Here is a 24,582-nt window from a genome sequence, read left to right as displayed (position 1 = left end):
AGAGAATTAATGTAAACCGCGAATAAAAACCGCTTGGACGGAGAGCCCGAAAGTGTAGCTGAATGGCCCCTTTTACCCGATAAACCGGCCGCAGGAAAAGGCTTTCCGGCGATGCTGTCGGCCTGTCGGCAAAGAGTGGCCATTTAACCACCAAAAGGCGCGATACGTCGAAACACCCGCGCGGCATTGTTAAATACCGCCGTTTGCCTGTTATTTTTACATCAATGACCAGAGAAAACACAAAAGGCGGCGTAGTGGTCGCGATGCATTTGCTTGCGTGGGCGTTGCTCGGCTTTGTGCTCGTATTTTACCAGCCATTGTCGTGGGGCGTGAGCCTGCCTGCCGTATTTTGGGTGAAACAATTCCTGAATTTCGGGCTGCTGGTGGGACTTTTCTATTTCAATTCACATTACCTCGTCCCGCGTTACCTGCTGAAAAACAGGATCTTCGCATTTATTCTTTGGGTAATTGCATTGGTCTTGTTAATGCTGGTGGTGAGCAAATTGGCCGACCAGCAACTCGAAATCCGCCGGCACATGGAGCGGGTAATGCCCCGCCCGAGGCACCACGGCGGACCGAAACCCCGGCACCTGTTCGACGGCATCCTGCTCATGACCACATTACTCGTCATGGGCGTGAGCACAAGCATGGCCGTCATCCAGCGCTGGCAGGCTGACGCACGCCTGCGCGATGCGGTCGAGAAACAGAATATTACCTCCGAGCTCGCGCTGTTGAAGGCACAGATCAACCCGCATTTCTTTTTCAATACACTCAATAATATATACGCGCTCTCCTACACCAACGTCGAAGAGTCACGCGAGGCCACGCTCACGCTCTCGCGCATGATGCGCTACCTGCTCTATGAAACGCAGCAGGACGTGGCCCCGCTCAGCCGGGAATTCGAGTTTATAGACGACTACATCGAACTCATGAAACTGCGCGTGCAGAGCAGCAGCAATGTCCAATACACCCGCGACGAGCCTGTGCCCGACTACCCTATTGCCCCGATGCTGCTGTTGCCGTTCATTGAAAATGCATTCAAACACGGTATCGACGCCTCGCAGCAATCTGAAATAAAGATCCATGCAGGATTATCGAACGGCGCATTGAAGCTGCATGTAGAAAACCATATTTTCCCCGTGCAAAACGTGGCGGGAGCGGAAAGCGGCGGCATCGGCCTGAGCAACACCCGCCGCCGCCTCGACCTTTTATACCCCGAAAAGCACCGGCTGGAAATCCATACCGATGAACGCGCGAACACCTACACCGTAGACCTGACCATCAACCTCACGTAAACCGACATGACCCTGAATTGCATTACCGTTGACGACGAGCCGCTCGCATTGGGCCTGGTGAGTTCATTTGTGGAGCAAACGCCGTTCCTGCATTTGCACGGCAGGTATATCAATGCGCTGGACGCGCTGGAAGTGATCACGAAAGAAAACATCCATCTGGTTTACCTGGATATTCAGATGCCTGAACTAACGGGGATGGAACTGGCGAAAGTACTGAGCCAGAACCCGGATACCAAAACGCGGATCGTGTTCACGACGGCTTACAATCAGTTTGCGGTGCAGGGCTATGAGGTGGATGCGCTGGGTTATCTGCTCAAACCGTTTGGTTATAACCAGTTCCTCGCCACGGCCATGAAGGCCAAAAAGTATTTCGAAAACCTGCGGGAGGCATCAAACGAACCGGAACTGGATTCCAGCGAGCATTACCTGTTCGTGAAATCGGATTATAAGCTGGTCAGGATCGATTTCGATTCGATCCTTTTCATCGAATCTTTCAAGGATTATGTCAAAATCCACCAGGCCAACGGCAGCCCGGTGGTTTCGCACAGCAGCCTCAAAGCAATCGAAGAGAAGCTTCCCTCCGGAAAATTCATCCGCATCCACCGCTCATTCATCGTGTCCGTAGGCAAAGTAGATTCGATCAGCAAAAGCGCGGTGCACATCGGCACCGTCGATATTCCCGTGGGCGACCTCTACAAGGATGCATTCAAGGAATTGCTGGCGAAGTGGCAATAGGAACGAGTGAATTTCGAATGAGTGAATGAGTGAATAGTCATTAGGTCAGGAATGGTCATGAATTGTTTAAATGGGCATTAAACCAACACCTGACTATTTCTGACTTCCTGACAACCCTTGACTAGTCACTCATTCACTCATTAAACATCACGCCCGGCGCGCTTTCGCGATCGCCTCTACCAACCCGCGCATGTAGCCTATTGCAAACAAGGCGCCGTAGTTGCTGTAACCGGCGTTCTGGTTGCTGTCGCCGGCGACGGTAGGCACGTGATCGGGGCGCATGGGGCCCCGGAAACCTACTTCGTAATAGGTTTTCATCGCTTCGTACATGTCGGTTTTGCCGTCGTCGTGGAAGGTTTCTTCGAAATTCGTTTTGGTGCCACGAACATCACGAAAGTGCACGAAGTGGATTTTCTTTCTGGTACCGAAGTATTTGATGACAGACGGAATATCCTCGCCCATCGTTGCAAATGTGCCCTGGCACAAAGTAATGCCGTTGCTCGGGCTCGGTACGATCTCGATCAGGCGTTTAAATGCATTGGCCGAGGTCATAATGCGCGGTATGCCCTGGATTTTGTCTACCGGCGGGTCGTCGGGATGTAATGCAAGCTTCACACCTACTTTTTCGGCTTCCGGTACCACGGCTTTGAGGAAGTATTCCAGGTTCTTCCACATGGTTTCGTGGGTGAAGTCGCCGTATTCGGTGAGCGGCTTGTCCTTCACGTCCTCGTAATCGAACGTACTCACGAGCGCGCCCCCGCGTGAGGGTTTATCAAGCTTCGTGCGCGCCCAGCTGATCACCGGCATCCAGTTGTAGCAAACCGTGTCAATCCCGGCTTTCGAAAGGTTTTGTATAAACTTAATGAAAGTCTCTATTTCCTCGTCTTTGCCATCGAGCCCCAGCTTGGTTTTTTCGTACAACGACGGCGGGCCCTCGATCACGCGATAAGTAATACCGTGCTGCTTCCAGAAATCGCGCACGGCCACAATGGCTTCGTACTCCCAGTTTTTGACATTACTGAGACCTACGCTTTGCGGGTTAATGCCTCCCACCGCACCCAGCACCTGCATTTGCTTCGAAAGTGCAATGCGGGTGGGATCGATACCGAAGAAATGCGCGAGGCAGAACTGCATACCGCCGTCTTTGGCAAATGCGGCGGCCTGTGCTGTCTGCCTTGCAAAGGACTGCGGCCCGGTCATCAGCGCGGTAGTGGACGCTGCCGCCACCACCGCACTGTTTTTAATAAACTTCCTGCGTGAATTTTCCATACTATCCGATTATTTGTCCCACCAGATCCGCGTCATGAACACATCCGGCCCCTGCCGCTCGATCGCCGTTTTGAAGTTCGGGTTAATGCCCTCTTCACTGAGCGGGTAGCGCAGGCGGCGCGGGATCTGGCCGTTGGTATCGTTACCGAGGTAATTCACGGGCGTCAGCACCGGGTAACCCGTTCTGCGCCAGTTGGCATAGCCCTCGATATGGTTAAAAGTGCTGGCCGACAGCAAATATACCTCCGTGTGGATCGCATTCATTTTCGCGGCGAGCGTTCCTGCTTCCGGGTAGGGATTTTTAGCGGCATATGCTGCGATATCCGCATTGGAAATGGTCGCATTAGCCCACGACATTTGCGCCAGCGCGGCCGATTGTCCTTCCTGGAATGCCGCTTTGGCATTGCCCGTCGCCCACCCCCGCTCGATCGCCTCCGCTTTGAGCAACTGCGCTTCGGCATAACTCATGTAAACCCAGGGCAATGCGATGCCGATCACGCCGGTTGCCGGGCGCGAGTAGTTATCGAGGTTTTTCTCATCCAATGCCGCAAGGCCTGTGGCGTCGGTGGCATTCGGCAGGCCGCGCTGTTTGGCAAGGCTGTTGTCGCCGCCTTTGATCATCGAAATGATGGGCAGGCGCGGATCCTGACGCTCCTTCATCATGTCGATCAGCGTTTTGGCCCATTGCACGCCGGCATTCGGAATGTTGGTAATGTTCGAGCCGCTCGGGCCCAGTATCCACGAGTTCGGGTTCGAGTTGATCTCCGCGCCGGTGTTGGCGAACTTCACGGCGATGGTTTCCGCATTGCCGGTGATCAGCCCGCCGTCGATGGCTTTTTTGGCCCAAACCTGAGCATTGGCCGGGTCTGCCTTTTGCATACGCATCGCAAGACGCAGCATGAGCGAGTTTGCCGCGCGTTTCCACTTATCGAGGTCGCCGCCGTAGATGTAGTCAGCCGCCTTTGGAATGTACTGGGCCGCATCGAATGCCTTGCCGGCTTCTTCAAGCTCTTTCAGCATATCCATGTAAATGGCCTGCTGCGCGTCGTATTTGGGTGAAAAATTACCGTCGATAAAACCCTTTCCAGCTTCGAAATAGGGAATGTCGCCATAGAGATCCGTCGTGCGCGAGAACTCCATCACTTTAATGATGCGCGCCATCGAGAGCACGTTCACATTTTTCGGATCTTTCTGCGCGACGTCGATCAGGTTCACCATGCTTTTGACGGCATAAGTGTAAGAGTTATCGAAAAAAGCGGAGTTGATTTCTCCCAAAAATGTATAAAAACTGCCTTTGTAAAACGTCGCATCGACGGACGACATCTGCTGGATGAGACAAGCCGCGTAACCGAAGTTGGCACGCCAGGCTTTCGACGCCGGACCGCTCGCCGAGCCCGTCAGCAATAACTGCGACTGTCCTAGCAGGTAATCCACCGGCACATTGCTCGGCGCGTTCGGGTTAACATTGATTTCTTCAAAATCCTTGGTACAAGCGCCCGCTCCGGCGAGCAATGCAAGGCATATGGTTAATTTTTTAAGCATGATTTCTCTTTTTGAAGGATCAGAATTTCAGGTTCAGGTTAACACCATAAGAACGCGTCGGCGGCGTACCGGCAAACTCGACGCCCTGCGCATTGCCATTGTTGTAAGTCGCTTCCGGATCGATGACCGGCACTTTTTTCATCAACACCGCCAGGTTACGCCCCACAATGGAAACCGAAGCGCCTTTGAACGGCAGCTTGCCCAGGTAGCGGGTGGGAATCGAGTATTGGAGAATGATCTGGCGCAGTTTGATAAAGTCTGATTTGTACACAAATGGCGTGGCAATGGCCGAGTACCAGTTGCTATAATAGGCTTGGGCAGGCGCTTTTGCGGTATTCGGCTCACCACTTTCGGTTACGCCTGCGCCCGTTACACCGCCCTCACGTCCAACCAACGTTTCCTTTTGCAAACCGAAACGGTACGCCAATGCATTAGTACCCGAATAAATGTACCCGCCGAATTTGCCGTCCACCAACACGCTCAGACTAATGCCTTTGTAGTTGAATGTGTTATTAAAACCCAGGGTGTATGGCGAAACGCCGGAGCCGAAAGTCTTGATATCACCGGCCATGGCCAATCCCTGCGAGTTGTACACGATACTGCCGTTCGCATCGCGTTTGAAATCGTAACCTTTGATCTGGCTGTAAGGCTTGCCCACATCCTGGTGAATGAACGCGGAACCCGGCCGCGACTGGTCCACACGCAACGTTTGGAGGTTGTCGTAAAGGCTCAGCACCTCGCTCGCATTGTAACCCATATTGAAAGAGGCGTCCCAGGTAAATTTCTTGCCATTCACAATGGTAGCGCCCAGCAAAAGCTCGATACCGCGGTTACGGATCGCGCCCACGTTGAACAATGCACTCGTATAGCCGGATGTTTCTGAAATCGTGGCACTTACGATATCGTCGGTCGTTTTACGGTCGTAAACCGCAAAATCGACATTCAGGAGGTTATTGAACAATTTAGCCTCCAAACCCAATTCGGAAACCGTCGAAGTCAATGGCTGCAAACCGCCATTCGGTACACGCGTACCGTTGATCTGCGCCAACGCCGAACCCAAATGCGCACCGCTGAGCGAGTAATACAGCGAGAGATTGTACGGATCGGTATCGCCGCCCGCCTGCGCCCACGACCCGCGGAATTTCAGGTAATTGATCACGGAAGGCATTTTCAAAGCCTCCGAAGCCACGAAACTCACGCCGAACGACGGATAGAAAATGCTGTTCTTGCCTTTCGCGAGTGTCGAGAACCAGTCGTTACGCGCGGTGGCGGTTACGAAAAGGTAATTGTTGTAGGAAAACTCCGCCGAGCCGTAAACCGAGTTAATGCGCTTCTCAATGTAAGCCTCGGTGACGGTACGCGCCGCCGGGTCGATGTTCGACACATCGTAGAAAAATGGAATGTTGAAGCTGTTGTTGGCCGTAACCTCGTTCAGGTTCGTCACCTGTTTCATCATGTTTCCACCAAACAAACCATTGAATGCAAATTTCTCGCCGATTTTGCGGTTAATACCCACTAAAAGCTCCTTGTTGGTCTCCGTAAATTCACGCAGCGACGAGGTATAGCTACCGCGCAGCACATAGCCGGTACCGTACGGCTCGATGCTTTTGTAACGGTAATTGAAATTATCAAAACCAATGCGGCCTTTCAGGTAAAGCCAGTCGGTAATCGTGTATTTAGGTTCAAATGAGGCGATCACGCGCTTCTTGTTATCATCCTGCTGAAACTGCTCCGTCGCGAAATACGGGTTTTGGGTATACTGGTTATCCGACCATACCTTTTCATTCCCATTCGCATCGAACTGCGCGTTTTTAAGCACATCCACATCGAGCGACGTCGGTAGCACGTACATCGCGAAGTTCGCATTACCCGGCGAGTCGTTCACGCGCGGACGGTTGTGGTTTTTCTCGATGATGTACTTCGCATTCGCCACGAACGAAATGCGTTTGCCGAGGTTACCATTCGTATTCAATGCAAAATTGTTCCGGCGAAGCGTGTTGTTCGGCAGCACGCCTTTGTTGTTCAGGTCGTTCATTGAAAGGCGGTAGGTTACCTTTTCGGTAGCGCCGGTCAATGCGACGGAGTTGGTGAATGTGGTCCCGACGTTGTAAAACTTGCGCAAATTATCCTTCGCGGCCACATACGGGCGCTCGACGCCGTCGTAGTTCATCGAATTGCTGCCGTCCAAACGACCACCCCAGCTATTTCTCGTCGCGGTTTCGGCCACGGTGGTCGGTTTTACACCGTTGCTGCCGAGGCCGTATTCATATTGATAATCTTTGTAGGATTTAAAAAGAAGATCCTCCGCGAGGAAGTTGCTGTTCACTTCCACTCCAATGCCCTTATCTGCCTTACCGCCTTTTGTAGTGACCAAAATCGCCCCGTTGGAAGCCCGTGAGCCGTACAATGCGGCTGCCGTGGCGCCTTTCAGCACACTGATACTTTCAATCTCGTCCGGGTTCAGGCTGGAAATACCGTCGCCACGGTCGGAGCCGGTCCAGGAGCCCTCGCGGTTGGCGCCGATGGCTACCGAGCCGAGGTTATCGTTGTTGATCGGAATACCGTCCACGATGATCAGCGGCTGGTTATTACCGGAGATAGACCCATTACCGCGTATCACTATACGCGACGAACCGCTCGGGCCGGTCGCCGTGCTGGAAATGTTCAACCCGGCCACTTTGCCTACGAGGCTGTTTGCGATATTCGTCGAGCGCGCCTGCGTGAGCTCTTCGCCTTTCACTTCCGAAATAGCGTAACCCAATGCCTTCTTCTCCTTTTTGATACCCAGTGCAGTCACCACCACTTCGTCGAGCGTCTGCGTTTCGACCGCCATTTTTACATCCAGCACCGAGCGCTGCCCGACGGTAACCTCCTGCTTCTGAAAGCCGATTGATGTAAATACCAGTACCGATTCCGCTGAAGGCACATCCAGCTCATACTTCCCGTTTACATCCGTATTGGTACCATTGATCGTCCCCTTCACGAGCACGTTCACGCCCGGAAGCCCTTCTCCATTGTTGTCTGTGACTGTTCCGCTGACCTTAATATCAGCCACAACCGCCCGATTACCCGTCAGGACCTGCATTTCCCCTGCCGACGGGCGGGTACCGATTGTCGAAGTTTCGATCCTTTTCGGCAAAATCATATACGCATTCTTACGTACCTTTTTCAGCGTCAGGTTCGTCGATTTCAGCAACGCCTCCATGTTCTTCTCGGCCGACAGGTTCTTGTCGAACACAAAATCCTGGACGGTAATGCCGCTCATCTGGCTCTCTTCGAACAAAATATCGGCATTGTAGTATTTTTTCAGTTGCAAAAGCACGTCGAGTAACTTCACCTGGTTGGTGGTTTGCTCCGGCGGGAGCATGCGGTTTTTATGCGCATTCAAGGCCAGCACCTGTGCGTCCAAGGGCGGCGCGGCGGTGAGCATCAGGCCACAGCAAACAAATGACAGTAATGATCTTTGTTTCATACGGGGATCTGGATAGGGATATATTAAGGTCTTTTATTTCTGCAAAATCAGGTACGCCTCGCCCTCACGCGCCAGGCGGAAATCGAAGAGTTCGGAAAGCAATGTCAGCAACTCCTCTCCGCTCTCGGGCTGGAATGTGCCGCTCACGGTCCGGTTGGCAAACCGGTTGTCTTTGATTTCCACCCGGATACCGTAATGTTCCTGCAACTGGGTAGCCACTTCCGACAATGGCGTTTTGTCGAAAACAAACCGGTTACCCGTCCAGGCGATCAGCTTCTGCGTGTCGGCGTTCGGTTTCAGAATGGGTTTTGCAGCCGATTTTTCCATGGTCACAAGGTCGCCCGGCTTCATTACCAGCTCTTTTTTCTGTTTACCCTCGGAAAACAGCACGTGTACTTTGCCCTTTTTCAGCAAAACCTTCCCACCCTTCTGCCGCGTGTACACCGAAAACTCGGTACCAAGCACCATTACCTCGAAATTATCGTCGGTTTTTACCATAAACCGCTTGTTATCGATGGTATGGGTTACATTAAAAAAAGCTTCGCCGGTGAGCTTCACTTCGCGGGTATCTTCTCCGAAACCGAAGCGCGGTACCTGCATCGAAGAGTTGGCGTTCAGAATGACTTTTGTGCCGTCGGAGAGCTCCACTTTCCGCGTCTCGCCGAATTCCGTCGTATAGGTTTTGTACAAAATCCGGTCGCGGCTGAGCCAGGCGGTTATGCCGAGTGCCAGTACCGCGGCGGCGGCCATTAACCAGGGGCGACGTCCGATGCGTTTGGCTTTAACTTGCGAAAATTGCTTCTGTGCATTGCTTTCGGCTACTAGGCCCGCATCAGGGTTCTCGCGCATGTAGCGCACGTAAGCTTCGTAACGCTCCTGGCCGTCGGGCAGGAATTGCGGCGACTGCGACTGCCATTCGGCGAGCCATTCAAAATACAATTCCTGGTTGTCGGCATGCGCGAGCCATTCGGCGATCAGCCGCTTTTGCGCCGGGCTTGCATTGCCGGCGAAATACTGGAACAGGAGTGCTTTGTTTACTGACAATGTGTTCATATCAGTGTTTTTAAATATCGGATAGTGTTAAGGATGTTTCGGAAGTGAATGCTCAGCTAAAAACCGACGCGAGGGCCAGCAGCCACGACCAATGGTCTTTCAACCCGTGCCGTAAAGCACTCAATGCCTTACTGATATGCCCTTCGACCGTCCGGCTCGACAGGTTCATTTCCGTTGCGATCTCTTGTATTTTTTTATTTTCAAAACGGTTGAGCATGAATACTTTCTGGCATTGGGGCGGTAGTTGCTCCACGAGGTGATCGATGCGGCTGGCCAGCTCTTCGAAATACATCAATGCCTCCGGCTGCTCGGTAGAAGCGACGTCGTAATGCGGCATTATTTCGAACGAATCGGTGTTTTTGAGCTCGCTGGCGAGGTAGTTATAAGCCCGGTTCTGCACCGATTTAAAAAGGTAAGCCCGGTAAGACGATTTCACGGATTCGTACGACCTATTTTTCCAGAATGCATAAAACATTTCCGAAACCAGATCCGCCGCCGCGTCTTTGGAATACAAAAACCGCACCGCATAGGAACATAACGAACTGTAATACAGCCTGAAAAGCAACGAACAACCCTCTTCGGGGCTCTCCTCGAAGGTCTTGCGGATAAAAAGCTCGCGGTCTGGCGTGACCCGGTCTGGATGGACCCGGTCAGGCGTGACCCGGTCAGGCGCGACACGATCTGCCTCCTTGTGTTCCTGCTGCGGCTCTTCCCTACCTATCTCCCAGGAAGCCCCCTTCTCATTGTACTCCGAACCCGGCGATGAAAGCATTGGTAAACTTTAAATATAAATTGGGATACTCCTAAAACAGGCTTTTAATGGTAAGACAGGAAAAGAAGGGAGGACACGCGGTCAATTGATCTATTATTTTAAAAAATTGCATTATTCGATACCGTTTGTGTCGGAGCGACAGGATTTGATTGGTATGATTACCAGTATCTTATAATGTCCGGCCGGGAGGCTGGGATAACCAAAAAAGGGCTGAAAAATTTTGGGGGAATGCAAAAAAGACCTTAGACGACCGCCCGCCGATTGTCGCGGTCGGTCGTCTAAGGTCGGTCGCGGGAATATCGGGTTATCAGAATGTCACACCAACCGACACCATAAGCCCCCTGGATCGGGGAATCGTGTAGTCGAGGCCAATGGTGGGCTCCCGGAATCGTTCTACTTTTTTGAGTTGCTCGATCCAGCGCACGGTCACAGGGACCGTGACTTTGCCCAAATCAAACTCCACGCCGACGCCACCAAGTCCCGAAAACTTGCCTTTTTCGGCCTCGCTATTGCCTTTGTCGTCGAAGTCGTTCGGGCTGCATTGTCCGTTCAAACAGGTTTGCCCTGTGCCTTTTACTTTCCAATAGTTTCGGACCCAATAACTGGCACCAATTTCCGCAAATGGCCTGATTTTGCCTTCTAGGATGGTGTAGCGAACCAGCAACGGCAGGTTGATATTCATTGATTTCCAGTTCCATTTCATGTAGTAGTCGGTTCCCTCCTTTCCATAGACCTGCCGACTTTTAAACCGATTAATACCCGGTTGCAAGTGCAGCGACCAGCCTTTCGCAGAATTTTGAAAGGCATAGCTCACATCCAACGCTGCCATGATGCCGCCAGTCTGGTCGCCATAGGAAACTTTGGGTACGAGCCACGAAAACTGGGGTCCCAGCATCGCGCCGAAGTGCCAGCGCCGCGGTTCCGCCACCGACTGCCCAAAAACATTCGTTTGCACAACGGCGATCATGATCATAAAGGTAAAGAGACGTTTCATAGCTATACCGGTTTACGTTGTAACCTATCGACACATGAATGTAACCATTTTCATTGCATTAAAATTGTTTATATTGTTATTTTTTCAATAGTATATTCCGTTTTTTTGACCGATATGTCATGCTTGACAGCATTTGGCGTCCGATATGGCGGCCACGGTGATTTTACTATGACAATCAAACAATGTCGATTATGGAACTCAAAATCAATCAAATCTCCCCGTTACTTTTGGTTCGTGATCTTGAAGAGGCGATTGCATTCTATCAGGAGCAATTAGGCTTCGCGATTGCGTTCCGTTATGAAGATTTTTACGCAGGTATTGAAAAGAATGGCCATTCAATCCATTTGAAAACGGATTACAATGCGCCAAAGGAGAAGCAGATACGAAACGATAACTACGAACTCGACCTCCTGTTCTCGGTCGACAACGTGGCTGCGCTCTTTGAAGAAATTTCGAAAAAGGGCATTGAAATCGTCCAGCCGTTGCGGGAAATGCCTTATGGCAAAGAGTTTTACATCGCCGATCCCGATGGCCATGTGATTGCGTTTATAAGCTAACCGATCATAGTGAGAACCCCGCGGTTACCTGAATCAGCTTGGTTCTCAAATTGGAGTACGTCGGTGTCGACCCCTGGTCGTCAGAATCCTTGGGTTGCAGAATACGATCGACGAGCCGGATACTCAAAGGGATTGTGACCTTCCCTGCGTCCACCTCTACGCCCACGCCTGCGAGGATTCCCAGCTTGTCTTTATCAGCGATGTTTTGAATGCTCTGGCCCCCGCCCACCGCATTACACGAAACAATACCACAGATTGTCCCCGACCTCCGATAAAAAAGTGCCATCCTGAACCTGAAATTGAGTCCGAATTCCACAAATGGCCTGACTATTCCCGTAGGTAATGTATAGCGAAAGGAAACTGGCAAGTGAATCGCCTCCCACTTCCGTCTCGATTCTACATAGTATGACCCATTCTTCTCGCCATCCGTTTCCGTCCTCTTAAAAGTGGTAAAAGCGGGCTGAAAGTGGAGCGATGGCCCGGATTTATCTTTTTCAAAATAGTAGCCAAGGTCCAGCCCTGCGACCAACCCGGAAGCCGACTTCATTTTAGGATTGTCATATATTTTCCCGGCCACCGGACAGCCCGCCAGCACGCCGACCCTCCATTGCCTGCGCGGGGTATCCGACTGAGCAATCGCGTTCGCATAAAAAAAAGTCAAACGGAGTACAATGCAGAAAGTCTTCATGAATCAGGTTTGTTTAGTAAAAAAACAATGAAAAATGAATGCATTCAGGGAATACTGATCCCGGCGGTAACTTGTATCACCCTCGTTTTCAGACCTCCGTAACCACTTCCGGGTGTTGGGTCCGGTTTTAGGTCGTAGGTACCGATTCCCTCGATCAAACGGAGCGTGATGGGGATTGTCACGCTGTGGAGGTCTATTTCGGCGCCGATGGCCGCTATGATGCCGGCGGGGTCGCGGGTCATTGATTTTTGTTTGTCATCAGTTCCGTAGCCTGGGCGACAGCAGCAGAATCCGCAGGAGATAAATTCGTATTCAAACGAAAGGCTGGTGCGGAGGCGCAAATTGAGCCCGGCTTCGGCAAACGGCCTCACCCTTCCGCTACCCAGGGTATAGCGGGCGGTTAGCGGCACATTGATGGCACCCCATTTCCACTCGTACCGGTAATGATAGTCGGTTTCGTTCGACTCCCAGGCACTTCCGAACGTGCTGAAATTAGGCTGCAAATGAAACGAAATGCCCGATTTATCGCGGTAACCCACGTCGACTCCGGCAACCCACCCGGAGACAGAGGCTATTTTACGATCGTCATACACTTTCCCCCAAAGTTGCTTCCCTCCGAACACGCCGTATTCGAAATGGCTTTTTCGCGCAGCATCCTGCCCGAATGCAAACACGGGCAGGAAGGCAATGATGAATACGTACAGGTGTTTCATAGCGGATTGATGGATATTTGTAACCGAAACGACACCTAAACTTCCGCATTCGTTGTATCAGTCTGGGAATGATTCCAAAAGGATTCGCAGCTTCGCGATATCTGCCGCTCCCAACGGTGCGAGCGGGCTCCGCAGCAAGCCACTTTCGATCCCCTGAATTTGTAGCCCCGCGGCGATGGTTCTCGGCAGCCCATTGGCCGTGATGAAGGTGAGCAATTCGGATTGCCGGTCGTACAGGCCCCTCGCACCCGTAAGATCATTCGCGAGAATTGCATTGTACAAAGCCAGGTTCAGCTCCGGGATCAAATTCGGTGCGGCGGTGCACCATCCTACCGCCCCGGCCGCGAATGCAGCCAATGCCAATGGATTGGAGCCGTTGAAAAACGCCACTTCATCACCCAGCACGCGGCGCAGGTAATGCATCCGTTGCACATCGCCGGTGCTTTCCTTGATCATCGTCACATTCGGGATTTCGAGCAGGCGTTTCAGCAGCGCGGGCGACATATCGATACCGCCCGTGGCGGGGTTGTTGTAGGCCATGATGGGGATCGAAATGGCTTCGGCGACCTTCCGGTAATGTGTAAATACCTCGTCTTCCGTCAGTTTCCAGTAGCTCATCGGGATGATCATCACCGCTGCCGCGCCAGTCGATTCCGCGAAGCGTGCGTGGTAAATCGTGCGTTCCGTCGTGAGATTGGAAACGCCTGCTACCACCGGAATGCGGCCTGCTACTACCTCGATGGTCGCTTCAACGACGGCTTCTTTCTCCGCGTCGTTGAGGTAAGGCAACACGCCGGTGCTTCCCAATGGTGCGATGGCGTGTGAACCCGAAATTACCAGCCTGTCGGTGAGCGTTTTAAACAAATCGATATCCACTTTCTCTTCGGTATCGAACGGCGTAATGGGATAGGCAATGATGCCTTTCAAGGTTTCTGTTTTGCTCATTCAGTTTATAATAATTTGTATTTCAAATATTTAACCCAAATACATTCAACTACTTAAAGGTCGCGGCCTTCTTCCTCGCGCAGGGCTACACCCAGGTTTTGCAGCTGCGGCGCATTCTCGCAGGCCAGGTAGCGTGCGGGTTCGGTGTCGCTCAGGTTCTGGTGACGGTGCCATGCCCAGCTCGGAATGTAAACCGCGTCGCCCGCCTGCCATTCCACTTTCTCGCCTTCTACTTCGGTATAGCCTTTTCCTTCCAGCACATACAAAACCGTCTCGTACGTATGGCGGTGCCGGTTGGTGAGCTGGCCGGGAAGTAGCCCGCCGACAGTCATGCTTACATTTTTAGTAGGCAGGTCTACAAAAAATACCGGGTGTTTCCTTTCCGTTGAAAATTGGTTGTGCTCGCCGGCTTGCTCTACGTTGCGGTGAATGAGTTTTTCGGGCTTCACATACACGGGACGCGCGAAGGTCTGGTGGAAATCTTTGGAGCTGAATTGTTGCGTTGTTGCTTCCATGGTTCAGAAAGTTTTGGGTGTTTTTGCATGATTGCGATACAAAACAACCGTATCTTTGGACTAGCTTACTGGTTCAGAAATCACAAAAACAAGTAGTCCAGATGTTAAGACCGTGGGAACTCGTCATACCGCTCGATCGCGGCGGGGAAAAGGCGGTATACATGCAGATCGCCGACGCAGTGATCGCCGCTATTCAGAGCGGCAAGCTCGTTGCCGGCAGCATTTTGCCCGGCAGCCGCCAACTCGCGACCCAATTGAATGTGAACCGCAATACGATCGTGGAGGCACTGGACGTGCTGATGGCCGAAGGCTGGCTGGTGTCGAAAGAGCGGCGGGGGATATTTGTGGCGGATGTGCGACCAGCGGCTTCACTGGAAAAGTCATCAGTCAGGAAGTCAGGCATTGTCACTGAGGCCGTTGCAAGGCCTTCGGTGATATTCGACGACGGCTTGCCGGACAGCGCTTTGGCGCCGATTGACGAGCTGGCGCGGGCTTACCGGCAGATTTTCTCGCGGAAAGGTCGCTGGCAAATGATGGGTTACCGGCACGAAGCAGGCGATCCCGAATTCAGGGAAGCTATTACACAAATGCTCAATTACAAGAGAAGCATGCGGCTCTCGGCCGACCAGGTATTCATTACCCGCGGTAGCCAGATGGCCATGTTCCTCACCGCACACGCATTGCTGAAACCCGGTGATCACGTACTGATCGAAAACCCGGGTTATAAGCCGGCCTGGGAAGCCTTCACGCACGCGGGCGCGTACCTGTTACCTGTGAACGTAAACGCGCACGGGATCGCAATCGAGGAAATCAGGGAGTATTTAAAACAATATCCGAACATTAAAGCGGTGTATATCACTCCGCATCACCAGTTCCCTACCACAGTGACGCTCAGCCTGCGGCGGCGGATGGAACTGGTTGCGTTGTCCAACGAATATGGTTTCACGATCATCGAGGACGATTACGACCACGAATTCCATTTCAGCCCCCGCCCGGTAATGCCTGTGAGCAGCCTCGAACACGCGCGCAACTACGTGTACATCGGCACGATGAGCAAGATCGTCGCGCCCGCGCTACGGATCGGGTACCTGGCATCCTGCGCGTCGGTGATCGACAAGGTCACTAGCCTTCGAAAGATCATCGACGTACAGGGCGATTACATGATGGAACAAGCTGTATTTCAATTAATTCAGGATGGAGAAATCCGCAGGCATTTAAAGCGGACTACCTCACTTTATAAATCGAAAAGGGACGATTTTGAAAAAATACTTTTGCAACACTTGTCCGACAAAGCCGACTTCACCAAGCCGGAAGGCGGGCTGGCATTCTGGATTACGCCTAAAAAGCCCGCAGACCTGGTGCACCTTGCCAGGTTATTGAAACAAAAAGGCATTGCACTGATCTCGCCGGATACATTTTGCTATAAAGGTTTTGCCAACGGATTCCGGCTAGGCTACGCGTCCCTTTCGGAAGAGCAAATGCAGGAAGGCATCCAGGCCATCGCCGCCCACTGGCCGACCTGACCACACCTGACAATCCCTGACAACACCTGACCACCCTACCCCAACTACTCCAACACCCTTTCAAGCAGCGCCTTCGTCTGGCGAATGCCCTCGTCATTGGTGGGCTTTGTCAAATCGCCACCCATATCGCGTATCAAGCCGCCTTCATATTCAATGCCCACAATCCCGTTGTTCCAGCCGGAATCTTTAATGATCTTGAACATTTTGATAAAATCCGTTTCAGGATCGTTGCCATTCGCGTCGAACTGGTGCGTTTTAGCGCTGATACCTTTCGCATATGGCATCATTTTGCGCACACCTTCGTATTTTTCATGCTCCTTCACGCATTTGGTGGCCATAATACCTTTGATATCCTGCGTTTCGGGCTTGCTTCTTTCTGCACAGAAGTTGCCAAAATCGGGCAGCAGGCCCTTGTTAGGTGCTTTTAACTGTTTCATCACACCTACCAGCCAGTCGGGATCTGTGGAAACGCCGAAATGGTTCTCCACGATCACATTCAACCCGGCCTTACCGGCATATTCGAGCAACTTGCCGTAGCCGTCCACTGCCGCAGTCGCCAGTTGGGCCGGCGTACCTTCCTCTTTTTTGCCCGAAAGCATCGCCATCGCGTCGCCCAGGTTTACGCGGATGGCGGAACAGCCCAGGAATTTGGCGGCTTCCACCCAGGGATAATGCGCCTCGACAGCCTTTGCGCGGGCGGCGTCGTCCAGCGCGGTAAGGTTCTCGCCATCGACCATAATAAGGTGGTTTTTCATACCCAGGTCGTCGCAGCGCTGTTTCAGTTCTTTGAGATAAGCCTGGTCTTTATGTTTGTTATTGAAAAAACCGGAAACGTATTCGAGTATCGTAATGTCGTACTCATTCTTCGCGCGGGCCGGGAAATCCATGTTGGTCATTTTCCCGCTGAAAAGCTCGGAAGCGAACGAAAACTCGGCCAGCGAAATGTCAAAATTGAATTTGGCCACCGCGGCTTTGGAGGCGAGTGAATCCAGGGATACCAGGCCAACCCCGGCAGTAGCAAACCCGAGCTGCCCTAAAAATTGACGACGTGAAGTGTTCATGAGTAGATTGGTTAGATATTGAAAATCATTTCGAAATAAATGTGACCGAGAACGGGACGAACAGCGCGCCTTTCGCATGATCGTTCTTGAAAACAAAATACAGATCGCGGGCACCGTTTTGAGGGGAAATGGGTACGTGGAATGGCTTGGGTGGTGTTTTGGATGTGAATGCGCTGGCATCGTCGGTGGGCGGTATCCATTCTGTTTTGCCGAGCAATGCGCCTTCCGGCGAGCCGTCGTGTACCTCCACAATGCCGCCCTGCGCGTTCAGCTGGTCTTTCGGAGCGGCTACCACCATATCGAGCGCCGTAATGCCGGTGAGGTCGATACCTTTGAAAATGGCATGGGTATTCCCCTGCGTGACAATCAGCAGGTTATTCTCGCCCATTTTGAAGCGCATAATATTCTTCGATGCATCGTCGGCATTACCGAAAAGTAATGTCGGACTTTTTAAAACGAGCGTTTTTTCGGTCGTTTGGGCAGGCATTCCGTTCGCACCTCTGTCGGCATAGCTGGCGACAAATTTGTAAATGCCTTTGCCCGCATCGCCGCCGTCCGGGATTTTGGCGATCACTTCCCCGGCCGGTTGCAGCATTTGCGCGGCCTGTTTCTCGTCCGCAAGGCTCAGAATATATTTCACCATCTGGCCCGCTTCCGGCAGCCCGATCGACGGGTGTGCCGACATGGCCGTTTCGCCCCATACGCCCGCCCCGCCTTTAATGATCTTGTCCGAAAGCGATGCCACGGCATTGGCGTCTGCCCGGTATTTTGCGGCAACCTCTTTAAATGCGGGTCCTATCGATTTTTTATCGGCGAAATGGCATGCCTTGCAATCGCTTTTTTCGATCAAAGTCTTCCCGGCCGTGAAAGTCACCGGTGCCTCCTGGTGGCCAGCGGTACTGGTTGCCAGCTTGTCCTCCGCATCCTGGTAAGCGGCCGTAATCTTCACTTTCGAGGCGGTAATCGTATTTTTCTCCAAACTCCCGTCCTCGTGATCCGATACATTTACTTTGTAATGAATGGGTTTATCAGGAAAGAAAAAGGTCTTGTTCCCGCCTGTAAGTTCCAGCGAAACCTGCGGCGGCTCGTTACCCGCCTGGACGGTCAGGCTCTGTGAATCTTTGAGGCCTTTGGAATCGGTTACCGTGAGCAAAACTTTATAAATACCCTTCTTTTGGAATGTAAACGCAGGATTGGGTTCATTCAAAACCACCGGCGCTCCGCCGCTGGCAGAGGTAATTTTCCACTGATATCGCAAGGTATCTTTATCAAAATCCTCGGTCCCGGCCGAAGAAAACCGCGCCTTGAATGGCACCGCCCCCGCCTTTTTATCGACCGAAGCCACCACTTCCGGCTTGCGGTTGCCGCCATTGTACTCGATCCGCACCAGTTTGGATTCCGGATTACCCATAAACCAGCCCTGACCATATTCCAGTATGTACAAATCGCCATTCGGCCCGAACGCCATATCGATCGGATGTTCCAGTTTCAGGTTCGGCAGGAAGCGCTCCATTTTGACATAATCCCCTTTCGGACTGAGCGTTACAGCCATAATCCAGTCGCGCATCCATTCGTAAATGAACAATTTCTTGTCATAGTAAGCGGGAAACGCCCGCTTGGCATCCTTAAACTGATCGGCATAATACACAGGCCCGGCCATCGCACTGCGCCCGCCCGAGCCGAGCAACGGGAAACGTTTCGTCTCCGCGGCAGTGTACCAGATCAGCGCCTTTTGCGCCGGCGGCAGCTCGTTCAAACCCGTATTGTTCGGAGAGTTGTTGAACGGCTTTTCCGGATTGAATTTCTCGCCCGACTGCTTCGTCTCGAAATTGAAATCCCAGTAAGCCTTGTTATCGCCTACGAAATAGGGCCAGCCGTAATTCCCGGCCTTCCTCGCCTGCCCGAATTCATCTTCGGCAGCGGGACCTAGCCCCGTCGAATCTTTCCCGGCATCGGGTCCGACGTCGCCCCAGTAGAGGTAACCATTCCTTTTATCCACCGAAATGCGGTACGGATTGCGGTGGCCCATTGTGTAAATCTCCGGCCTTGTTTTCGGGTCGTTAATGCCCGCCGCGTTCTTTGGAAACAAATTACCCTCGGGAATTGTGTAGGTCCCGTCCGCTTCGGGATGAATGCGGATGATCTTTCCGCGCAAATCCGCCGTATTCGACGACGACTTCTGTGCGTCGAACGGGCTCCGGCCCGGGCGCTCGTCGATAGGCGCATACCCGTCCGACGCCCGTGGACTGGTATTGTCCCCGGTCGAAAGGTAGAGGTTACCCTGCGCGTCCCAGTCGATCGAACCGCCGGTATGGCAGCAGTTATCGCGCTGCACGGGAATGCGCAGGACAACCTTTTTGGAAGTCAGGTCCAATGCATTGCCCTTCAACTCGTACCGTGCCAGGATATTTTCGGGCGTGTTGCCGGCGGGAGAATAGTAAAAGTAAATCCAATGGTTTTTGACAAAATCCGGGTCGATGTTGACACCGAGCAGACCATCCTCGGCCTCGGAATCATCACTGTACTTCGTGCTGACGGGTATGGTAGCGATTATCGTAGTCTTTTTGGTGAGCGGACTGTACAACTTCACCGCCCCGTGCCGCTCTATAAACAATACGCGCTCATCGGGAAGTACCGTCAGTTCCAGGGGTTCATTGAGATTTTCCGTCAGGACGACCTTCCGGAAACGGTTTTCCTCCGGTACCTGCGCATGAGCGAGCGTCACGCAAAGAAGCAAGGAGAAAAGTGTAGAGATTTTGTTCATGAAGCAGATGTTGTTAGTTAGGTTTGTTATGTTGAATGTCAGCCTGTGTGGCCTGGGCTGCTCAGGGTGACATTCGTAACTATTTTTACAAAAAATTGAATTTTATCAACCCAAAACGTGGGTACAATGATAAAGAAAATTTTCTTTGTGTAAAATTTACGCATTGAAAATTTTTCTCATTGTCAGCTTATTACCAATGGAGCACAATTTGAAGGAGTTTTTTGATAAAGCATTAAAGGAGGTTTCACTCGACTGTACCGTATTCGGTTTTCATGAAGGCGAGCTGAAAGTGCTGCTGCTGCGCTGGAAAGGCACCGATGAATGGAGCCTGCCGGGCGGGCATATCCTGCTCGACGAATCGGCCGACGATGCTGCGAACCGCATTCTCACCCAACGCACCGGCCTGAGCGACGTGTACCTGCAACAGTTTTACACCTTCGGCAATGTGAATCGATACACGTATCATCCTGAAAAAGAGCTAGTTGAAAAACTGGAAATAACATTCGGCAAGGGTTTTTTCGACGGCATTATCTTCCGCCGTGTCGTCTCCATCGGTTATTTCGCCCTCGTGGAATTTGACCAGGTGCAGCCTACGCCCGACTGGTTCACCGAAGAATGCCGCTGGTGGTCCCTCGCCGATGTACCCAACCTGCTCTTCGACCACAACGAAATGATCGACCGCGCATTGAAAGCCCTCCGCCAGAACGTCCGTAACCGCCCCATCGGCTACAATCTTCTCCCGGAAAAGTTCACCATGCCCGAACTCCAACGCCTATACGAAACCATCCTCAGCCGCCAGTTCGACCGTCGCAATTTCCAAAAACTGCTTATGAGCTACGATATCCTGGAACGCCTGGACGAAAAGCGCGTCGGCGCAGCGAACAAATCGCCGTATTTGTACCGGTTTGTGAAGGAAAAATATGATGAGGCCGTAGCAGTGGGGGTTTCGTTTTCGATGTAAGAGGTTTTGAGGAAGACGAAGAAAACCAGTAACATTCCCCGCCCATCATCTTTTATCATCAACTTCCTAAACCAACCCCATGACACAACAATCTTCAAATCGCCGCGAATTCCTTAAAAATGCCGGGCTTACTACGCTCGGTTTGACCATTTTACCCAATCTGATCACACGCGCTGCGCCGAGCGATCGTGTGCGTATAGCGCACATCGGTCTGGGCGGGATGGGCAACAACCACATGAAGTGGTTTGCAAATTTGCCTGACGCAGAGATCGTTGCGCTTTGCGATGTGGATGAGCTGCATTTGGGCGAGACGAAACTGCGACTGGAAGGAATGAAGCCCGGCATTAAAGTGGATACTTACGGAGATTTCCGGCGCATCCTTGAAAGGAAGGATATCGACGCCATTACCGTGGCGACGCCCGATCATTGGCATGCGCAGATCGCGACGCTTGCATTTCAGGCGGGGAAAGATGTGTATGGCGAAAAGCCGCTTTCGTACTGTTTGAAAGAAGGCAAAATGATGCTCAAACAGCTCGAAAAGCACGATCGGGTATTTCAGATGGGCAACCAGATCCATGCGGGCGATAATTTTCACCGGGTGGTGGAACTGATCCAGTCGGGGTCGATCGGCAAGGTACATACAGTGCGGCTTTGGAAGAAACCGAGTACCAAAGAGCTTGGCTCGCCGACGGTGCAGCCCGTTCCCAAAACGCTGAATTGGGATATGTGGCTCGGCCCGGCGCCATTTACAGAATATATTCCCGAAAAGTGCCACTTCACTTACCGCTATTTCCTCGATTACTCGGGCGGCGAGTTTGCGGATTTCTGGTGCCATATTGCCGACGTGATGTACTCTGCGATCCATCCGACCGGCCTGACGAAAATCAATGCACGGGGTACCGCATACGAAGGCATCGCCAACGCGCCGAAAACGCTCGATGTCGATTACGAGTTTGATGGTTTGAAAGTGTATTGGTCGTCCAACCCGCCCGATGTGCCCGGCGCGGCCGAACGCGGCATCGGCGCATTCTTCGAGGGCGACAAAGGCACATTAATCTGCGATTACAACACACGCGAGTTGACGATCAATGGCGAAAAAATGAATGACATCGCCTCGGTCCCCATCACAAATCCACGCTCTCCCGGCCACCAGCAAAACTTCATCGATTGTGTCAAATCCCGCAAACAACCTGAATCGAACCTCGCTTACGCGCGCGAACTGACGATCCCGATGCATCTGGGGCTGATTTCTTACCGCCTGAAACGCGAACTGAACTGGAATGCGAAGAAGGAAAAGTTTGTCGGTGATAAAGAGGCGAACCGGTTTTTAAGCCGCAAACCCAGAAAAGAATGGGACCTGGTGTAGAACCGCCATACATTTTACATCGGTGATTTCACGCGCCACGAGGAATTTAATGCATTCCGCAGGGGTTGTTGTATTCAGGTTGTCATACTGAAAATTAAGTATGACAACCACCGATACTTCATCCAACAAATGCAGAAATTCATCCTATTACTCGTTCTTGCAGCATGCCCGCTGCCGGCCCTGGCCCAAACCAAATGGAAGCTGATTGCCGACGAAGAGCAAATCCGCATCTATTCCTCCGCGGTTCCGGAATCTAAAATCAAGGCTATTAAGGTGGATTGCGAGGTGGACGCTTCGCTTGCCCAGATGGTTGCGCTGGTATTGGATGTGGAGGCCGGAACACAATGGGTTTACAAAACCAAGTCATGTACGCTCGTCAAGCGCGTCTCTCCTACCGATCTGTATTACCATTCCGAAATAAGCCTGCCCTGGCCGCTGGATAACCGCGATTTTGTGGCGCACCTCGTGGCAAGGCAGGACCCGTCGACGAAAGCGGTCACGATCGACGGACCGGTCGTGACGGGTATGGTGCCGGTCAAGCGGAATGTGGTCAGGGTCAGCGATTCGAAAGGGCGTTGGGTTCTTACACCCGTGGCAGGAAAGGTCCGTATCGAATACATGCTGCATACCGATCCCGGAGGATATCTGCCGGCGTGGGCGGTGAATGCATTCGCGGCGGAAGGGCCTATGGAGACATTTAAAAGTATGAAACAGCAGCTCAAATTGCCGAAATATAGGAATGCCTCCCTTACATTTATAGCCAATTAGAAGGTTATACAATGTAAAAGAAAAATAGAATGAAAATCAGAAGTTACGAGCTGTTCCAGGTACCTCCCAGATGGTTGTTTTTGAAAATTGAAACCGATGAAGGCATTGTCGGATGGGGCGAGCCGGTGATCGAAGGCAAAGCCGCAACGGTGGCCGCCGCCGTGCATGAATTGATGGAAGCATTGATCGGCAAAGACCCGCTCGACATCGAAGGCCACTGGAATACGATGTACCGGGGCGGCTTTTACCGCGGCGGGCCGATCCTGATGAGTGCCATTGCAGGTATCGACCAGGCATTGTGGGATATCAAAGGGAAGTTCTTCAACGTACCGGTTTATCAACTACTTGGCGGAAAATGCCGCGATAAGATCAAAGTATATTCCTGGATCGGCGGCGACAGGCCGGATGAAGTGGCGGGAGCAGCCCAGGAATGCTTCGACCGCGGTTTCAAAGCCATTAAAATGAATGCAACCAATGAAGTACAGTATATCGATTCTTTCGAAAAGATCGACCTGGCGGTCAAAAGGGTGGCATCGATCCGTGAGAAGCTTGGCTACGGACTGGAAATCGGGGTAGACTTTCACGGACGTCTGCATAAGCCGATGGCCAAAGTACTGGCCAAAGAATTGGAGCCTTTCCGGCCGATGTTCATCGAGGAACCGGTATTGAGCGAAAATAACGAAGCACTACGCGAAATCGCCGCACATACTTCCATCCCCATCGCGACAGGCGAGCGGATGTTCAGCCGCTGGGATTTCAAAAATCTGCTCATGGACGGGTATGTTGACATTATCCAGCCCGATCTCTCCCACGCAGGCGGCATTACCGAATGCAAGAAAATACTTTCGATGGCAGAGGCGTTCGACGTGGCCGCGGCGCCGCATTGCCCGCTCGGTCCTATCGCATTAGCAGCGTGCCTGCAAGTGGATGCCACCTGCCACAATGCATTCATCCAGGAACAAAGCCTGGGTATCCATTACAACCAGGGCAGCGACCTGATGGATTACCTGAGCGACAGAACGGTATTCGACTACAATGACGGCTACGTCAATATCCCCTCCGGGCCCGGCCTCGGCATCGAAATCGATGAAGCGCACGTACGGAAAATGGCTGCTATCGGGCACAATTGGAAGAACCCGTTGTGGAAGCACGACGATGGCAGCGCAGCGGAGTGGTGAGAAGGGGGTGAAAAGGAAGGAAGGAAGGAGGAAAGAAGAGGAACGGGACGTACAAAAATAGTTGGGGCTGACTAAAAAGCCCCGAATCGATTTGGCTGTAAATCGGCCGTTTTAGATTTTTCAGACTTCATAGAAGCCTGGTTTGATTAAAAGGGTCAAAAAGCCGCTCTTGGGAGTGCTTTTGACCCTTTTTTGCTTGTTATGCAGCTGCTTTTTGCTGTTTGAGGTGCAGTTTTCTCAGATTATGGGCCATGGCAACCAGGGTAAACTCGGCGGTTGCCTTTTGTAGACCTCTAAGATGGAAGCGGCGGAAGCCCATATTAGCTTTTATGTCACCAAAACAACTTTCTATTTCAATACTTCGTCGTTTCCGGAGCTGGAAGCCTTTTTGTGAATGAAGGTTTGTCCGGG

General features: G+C 52.2%; 21 protein-coding genes. 8 read left to right on the top strand and 13 right to left on the bottom strand.

Features of this window, described 5'->3' with window-relative positions; genetic code table 11:
* Nucleotides 1-224 precede the first annotated feature (224 nt).
* Nucleotides 225-1,295 carry a sensor histidine kinase gene (locus BMW93_RS26155; protein ID WP_090383381.1) on the top strand — a complete coding sequence of 357 codons (1,071 nt, stop codon included), beginning with the start codon at nucleotides 225-227 and terminating at the stop codon, nucleotides 1,293-1,295.
* 6 nt (nucleotides 1,296-1,301) lie between these two features.
* Nucleotides 1,302-2,030 carry a LytTR family DNA-binding domain-containing protein gene (locus BMW93_RS26150; RefSeq protein WP_090383379.1) on the top strand — a complete coding sequence of 243 codons (729 nt, stop codon included), beginning with the start codon at nucleotides 1,302-1,304 and terminating at the stop codon, nucleotides 2,028-2,030.
* A 147-nt stretch (nucleotides 2,031-2,177) separates the two neighbouring features.
* Here BMW93_RS26150 and BMW93_RS26145 read toward each other — a convergent pair whose 3' ends face one another.
* From BMW93_RS26145 to BMW93_RS26120, 6 genes are all read right to left on the bottom strand, one after another.
* Nucleotides 2,178-3,299: a mannonate dehydratase gene (locus BMW93_RS26145; protein WP_090383376.1), complete on the bottom strand. Its 1,122-nt coding sequence runs from the start codon at nucleotides 3,297-3,299 to the stop codon at nucleotides 2,178-2,180.
* Between the two features lie 9 nt (nucleotides 3,300-3,308).
* Nucleotides 3,309-4,841 (bottom strand): SusD/RagB family nutrient-binding outer membrane lipoprotein, encoded by a 1,533-nt coding sequence (locus BMW93_RS26140; protein ID WP_090383374.1) that lies wholly within the window; start codon nucleotides 4,839-4,841, stop codon nucleotides 3,309-3,311.
* Nucleotides 4,842-4,860: 19 nt separating this feature from the next.
* Nucleotides 4,861-8,313, bottom strand: a complete 3,453-nt coding sequence (locus BMW93_RS26135; protein ID WP_229240824.1) for a SusC/RagA family TonB-linked outer membrane protein — start codon at nucleotides 8,311-8,313, stop codon at nucleotides 4,861-4,863.
* Nucleotides 8,314-8,346: 33 nt separating this feature from the next.
* Nucleotides 8,347-9,366, bottom strand: coding sequence for a FecR family protein (locus BMW93_RS26130; protein WP_090383371.1), 1,020 nt, complete (start codon nucleotides 9,364-9,366; stop codon nucleotides 8,347-8,349).
* Nucleotides 9,367-9,418: 52 nt separating this feature from the next.
* Nucleotides 9,419-10,138, bottom strand: a complete 720-nt coding sequence (locus tag BMW93_RS26125; protein ID WP_090383369.1) for an RNA polymerase sigma-70 factor — start codon at nucleotides 10,136-10,138, stop codon at nucleotides 9,419-9,421.
* A gap of 307 nt (nucleotides 10,139-10,445) precedes the next feature.
* On the bottom strand, nucleotides 10,446-11,132 hold the full coding sequence (locus BMW93_RS26120; RefSeq protein ID WP_090383366.1) for an outer membrane beta-barrel protein: 687 nt from the start codon (nucleotides 11,130-11,132) through the stop codon (nucleotides 10,446-10,448).
* A gap of 191 nt (nucleotides 11,133-11,323) precedes the next feature.
* Between BMW93_RS26120 and BMW93_RS26115 the strand changes: the two genes are divergently transcribed.
* The gene (locus BMW93_RS26115; RefSeq protein WP_177194199.1) at nucleotides 11,324-11,689 is read left to right on the top strand and encodes a glyoxalase/bleomycin resistance/extradiol dioxygenase family protein; all 366 of its coding nucleotides are present in this window, start codon (nucleotides 11,324-11,326) and stop codon (nucleotides 11,687-11,689) included.
* 4 nt (nucleotides 11,690-11,693) lie between these two features.
* On the opposite strand, the gene BMW93_RS26110 is transcribed toward BMW93_RS26115, so the two are convergent.
* Genes BMW93_RS26110 through BMW93_RS26095 form a run of 4 tightly spaced genes read right to left on the bottom strand, consistent with a single transcriptional unit; the run spans nucleotide 11,694 to nucleotide 14,550 of the window.
* Nucleotides 11,694-12,377, bottom strand: coding sequence for a hypothetical protein (locus BMW93_RS26110; RefSeq protein ID WP_090383361.1), 684 nt, complete (start codon nucleotides 12,375-12,377; stop codon nucleotides 11,694-11,696).
* A 44-nt stretch (nucleotides 12,378-12,421) separates the two neighbouring features.
* Nucleotides 12,422-13,090 carry a hypothetical protein gene (locus BMW93_RS26105; RefSeq protein ID WP_090383359.1) on the bottom strand — a complete coding sequence of 223 codons (669 nt, stop codon included), beginning with the start codon at nucleotides 13,088-13,090 and terminating at the stop codon, nucleotides 12,422-12,424.
* Between the two features lie 57 nt (nucleotides 13,091-13,147).
* Nucleotides 13,148-14,035 carry a dihydrodipicolinate synthase family protein gene (locus BMW93_RS26100; RefSeq protein ID WP_090383357.1) on the bottom strand — a complete coding sequence of 296 codons (888 nt, stop codon included), beginning with the start codon at nucleotides 14,033-14,035 and terminating at the stop codon, nucleotides 13,148-13,150.
* A gap of 53 nt (nucleotides 14,036-14,088) precedes the next feature.
* Nucleotides 14,089-14,550 (bottom strand): cupin domain-containing protein, encoded by a 462-nt coding sequence (locus tag BMW93_RS26095; RefSeq protein WP_090383354.1) that lies wholly within the window; start codon nucleotides 14,548-14,550, stop codon nucleotides 14,089-14,091.
* A 101-nt stretch (nucleotides 14,551-14,651) separates the two neighbouring features.
* Between BMW93_RS26095 and BMW93_RS26090 the strand changes: the two genes are divergently transcribed.
* Complete coding sequence (locus BMW93_RS26090; protein WP_090383352.1) at nucleotides 14,652-16,073, top strand: PLP-dependent aminotransferase family protein; 1,422 nt, start codon at nucleotides 14,652-14,654, stop codon at nucleotides 16,071-16,073.
* Between the two features lie 44 nt (nucleotides 16,074-16,117).
* Here BMW93_RS26090 and BMW93_RS26085 read toward each other — a convergent pair whose 3' ends face one another.
* Nucleotides 16,118-17,134, bottom strand: a complete 1,017-nt coding sequence (locus BMW93_RS26085; protein WP_090383349.1) for a sugar phosphate isomerase/epimerase — start codon at nucleotides 17,132-17,134, stop codon at nucleotides 16,118-16,120.
* A gap of 25 nt (nucleotides 17,135-17,159) precedes the next feature.
* Nucleotides 17,160-19,898 (bottom strand): PQQ-dependent sugar dehydrogenase, encoded by a 2,739-nt coding sequence (locus BMW93_RS26080; protein WP_090383347.1) that lies wholly within the window; start codon nucleotides 19,896-19,898, stop codon nucleotides 17,160-17,162.
* 196 nt (nucleotides 19,899-20,094) lie between these two features.
* Here BMW93_RS26080 and BMW93_RS26075 point away from each other — a divergent pair, with 196 nt between their 5' ends.
* The 4 genes from BMW93_RS26075 (at nucleotide 20,095) to dgoD (ending at nucleotide 24,171) form a co-directional block, all read left to right on the top strand.
* Complete coding sequence (locus BMW93_RS26075; protein WP_090383343.1) at nucleotides 20,095-20,859, top strand: NrtR DNA-binding winged helix domain-containing protein; 765 nt, start codon at nucleotides 20,095-20,097, stop codon at nucleotides 20,857-20,859.
* A 79-nt stretch (nucleotides 20,860-20,938) separates the two neighbouring features.
* A complete protein-coding gene (locus BMW93_RS26070) occupies nucleotides 20,939-22,225 on the top strand; it encodes a Gfo/Idh/MocA family protein (protein WP_090383341.1) in 1,287 nt (428 codons plus the stop codon).
* Nucleotides 22,226-22,354: 129 nt separating this feature from the next.
* Nucleotides 22,355-22,993 (top strand): START domain-containing protein, encoded by a 639-nt coding sequence (locus BMW93_RS26065; RefSeq protein WP_090383338.1) that lies wholly within the window; start codon nucleotides 22,355-22,357, stop codon nucleotides 22,991-22,993.
* A 29-nt stretch (nucleotides 22,994-23,022) separates the two neighbouring features.
* On the top strand, nucleotides 23,023-24,171 hold the full coding sequence (dgoD, locus tag BMW93_RS26060; RefSeq protein ID WP_090383336.1) for a galactonate dehydratase: 1,149 nt from the start codon (nucleotides 23,023-23,025) through the stop codon (nucleotides 24,169-24,171).
* Between the two features lie 199 nt (nucleotides 24,172-24,370).
* Here dgoD and BMW93_RS26055 read toward each other — a convergent pair.
* Nucleotides 24,371-24,582, bottom strand: a 212-nt coding sequence (locus BMW93_RS26055) for a transposase (protein ID WP_143061573.1), incomplete at its 5' end; no start/stop codon positions are given.

This window comes from Dyadobacter sp. SG02 (assembly GCF_900109045.1).
Lineage (GTDB): Bacteria > Bacteroidota > Bacteroidia > Cytophagales > Spirosomataceae > Dyadobacter.
This window is presented reverse-complemented; position numbering and strand designations above follow the sequence as displayed.

Coding starts and splice junctions, on each gene's coding strand:
- BMW93_RS26155 (WP_090383381.1), top strand. CDS start 225: ATGACCAGAGAAAACACAAAAGGCGGCGTAGTGGTCGCGATGCATTTG.
- BMW93_RS26150 (WP_090383379.1), top strand. CDS start 1,302: ATGACCCTGAATTGCATTACCGTTGACGACGAGCCGCTCGCATTGGGC.
- BMW93_RS26145 (WP_090383376.1), bottom strand. CDS start 3,299: ATGGAAAATTCACGCAGGAAGTTTATTAAAAACAGTGCGGTGGTGGCG.
- BMW93_RS26140 (WP_090383374.1), bottom strand. CDS start 4,841: ATGCTTAAAAAATTAACCATATGCCTTGCATTGCTCGCCGGAGCGGGC.
- BMW93_RS26135 (WP_229240824.1), bottom strand. CDS start 8,313: ATGAAACAAAGATCATTACTGTCATTTGTTTGCTGTGGCCTGATGCTC.
- BMW93_RS26130 (WP_090383371.1), bottom strand. CDS start 9,366: ATGAACACATTGTCAGTAAACAAAGCACTCCTGTTCCAGTATTTCGCC.
- BMW93_RS26125 (WP_090383369.1), bottom strand. CDS start 10,138: ATGCTTTCATCGCCGGGTTCGGAGTACAATGAGAAGGGGGCTTCCTGG.
- BMW93_RS26120 (WP_090383366.1), bottom strand. CDS start 11,132: ATGAAACGTCTCTTTACCTTTATGATCATGATCGCCGTTGTGCAAACG.
- BMW93_RS26115 (WP_177194199.1), top strand. CDS start 11,324: ATGGAACTCAAAATCAATCAAATCTCCCCGTTACTTTTGGTTCGTGAT.
- BMW93_RS26110 (WP_090383361.1), bottom strand. CDS start 12,377: ATGAAGACTTTCTGCATTGTACTCCGTTTGACTTTTTTTTATGCGAAC.
- BMW93_RS26105 (WP_090383359.1), bottom strand. CDS start 13,090: ATGAAACACCTGTACGTATTCATCATTGCCTTCCTGCCCGTGTTTGCA.
- BMW93_RS26100 (WP_090383357.1), bottom strand. CDS start 14,035: ATGAGCAAAACAGAAACCTTGAAAGGCATCATTGCCTATCCCATTACG.
- BMW93_RS26095 (WP_090383354.1), bottom strand. CDS start 14,550: ATGGAAGCAACAACGCAACAATTCAGCTCCAAAGATTTCCACCAGACC.
- BMW93_RS26090 (WP_090383352.1), top strand. CDS start 14,652: ATGTTAAGACCGTGGGAACTCGTCATACCGCTCGATCGCGGCGGGGAA.
- BMW93_RS26085 (WP_090383349.1), bottom strand. CDS start 17,134: ATGAACACTTCACGTCGTCAATTTTTAGGGCAGCTCGGGTTTGCTACT.
- BMW93_RS26080 (WP_090383347.1), bottom strand. CDS start 19,898: ATGAACAAAATCTCTACACTTTTCTCCTTGCTTCTTTGCGTGACGCTC.
- BMW93_RS26075 (WP_090383343.1), top strand. CDS start 20,095: ATGGAGCACAATTTGAAGGAGTTTTTTGATAAAGCATTAAAGGAGGTT.
- BMW93_RS26070 (WP_090383341.1), top strand. CDS start 20,939: ATGACACAACAATCTTCAAATCGCCGCGAATTCCTTAAAAATGCCGGG.
- BMW93_RS26065 (WP_090383338.1), top strand. CDS start 22,355: ATGCAGAAATTCATCCTATTACTCGTTCTTGCAGCATGCCCGCTGCCG.
- dgoD (WP_090383336.1), top strand. CDS start 23,023: ATGAAAATCAGAAGTTACGAGCTGTTCCAGGTACCTCCCAGATGGTTG.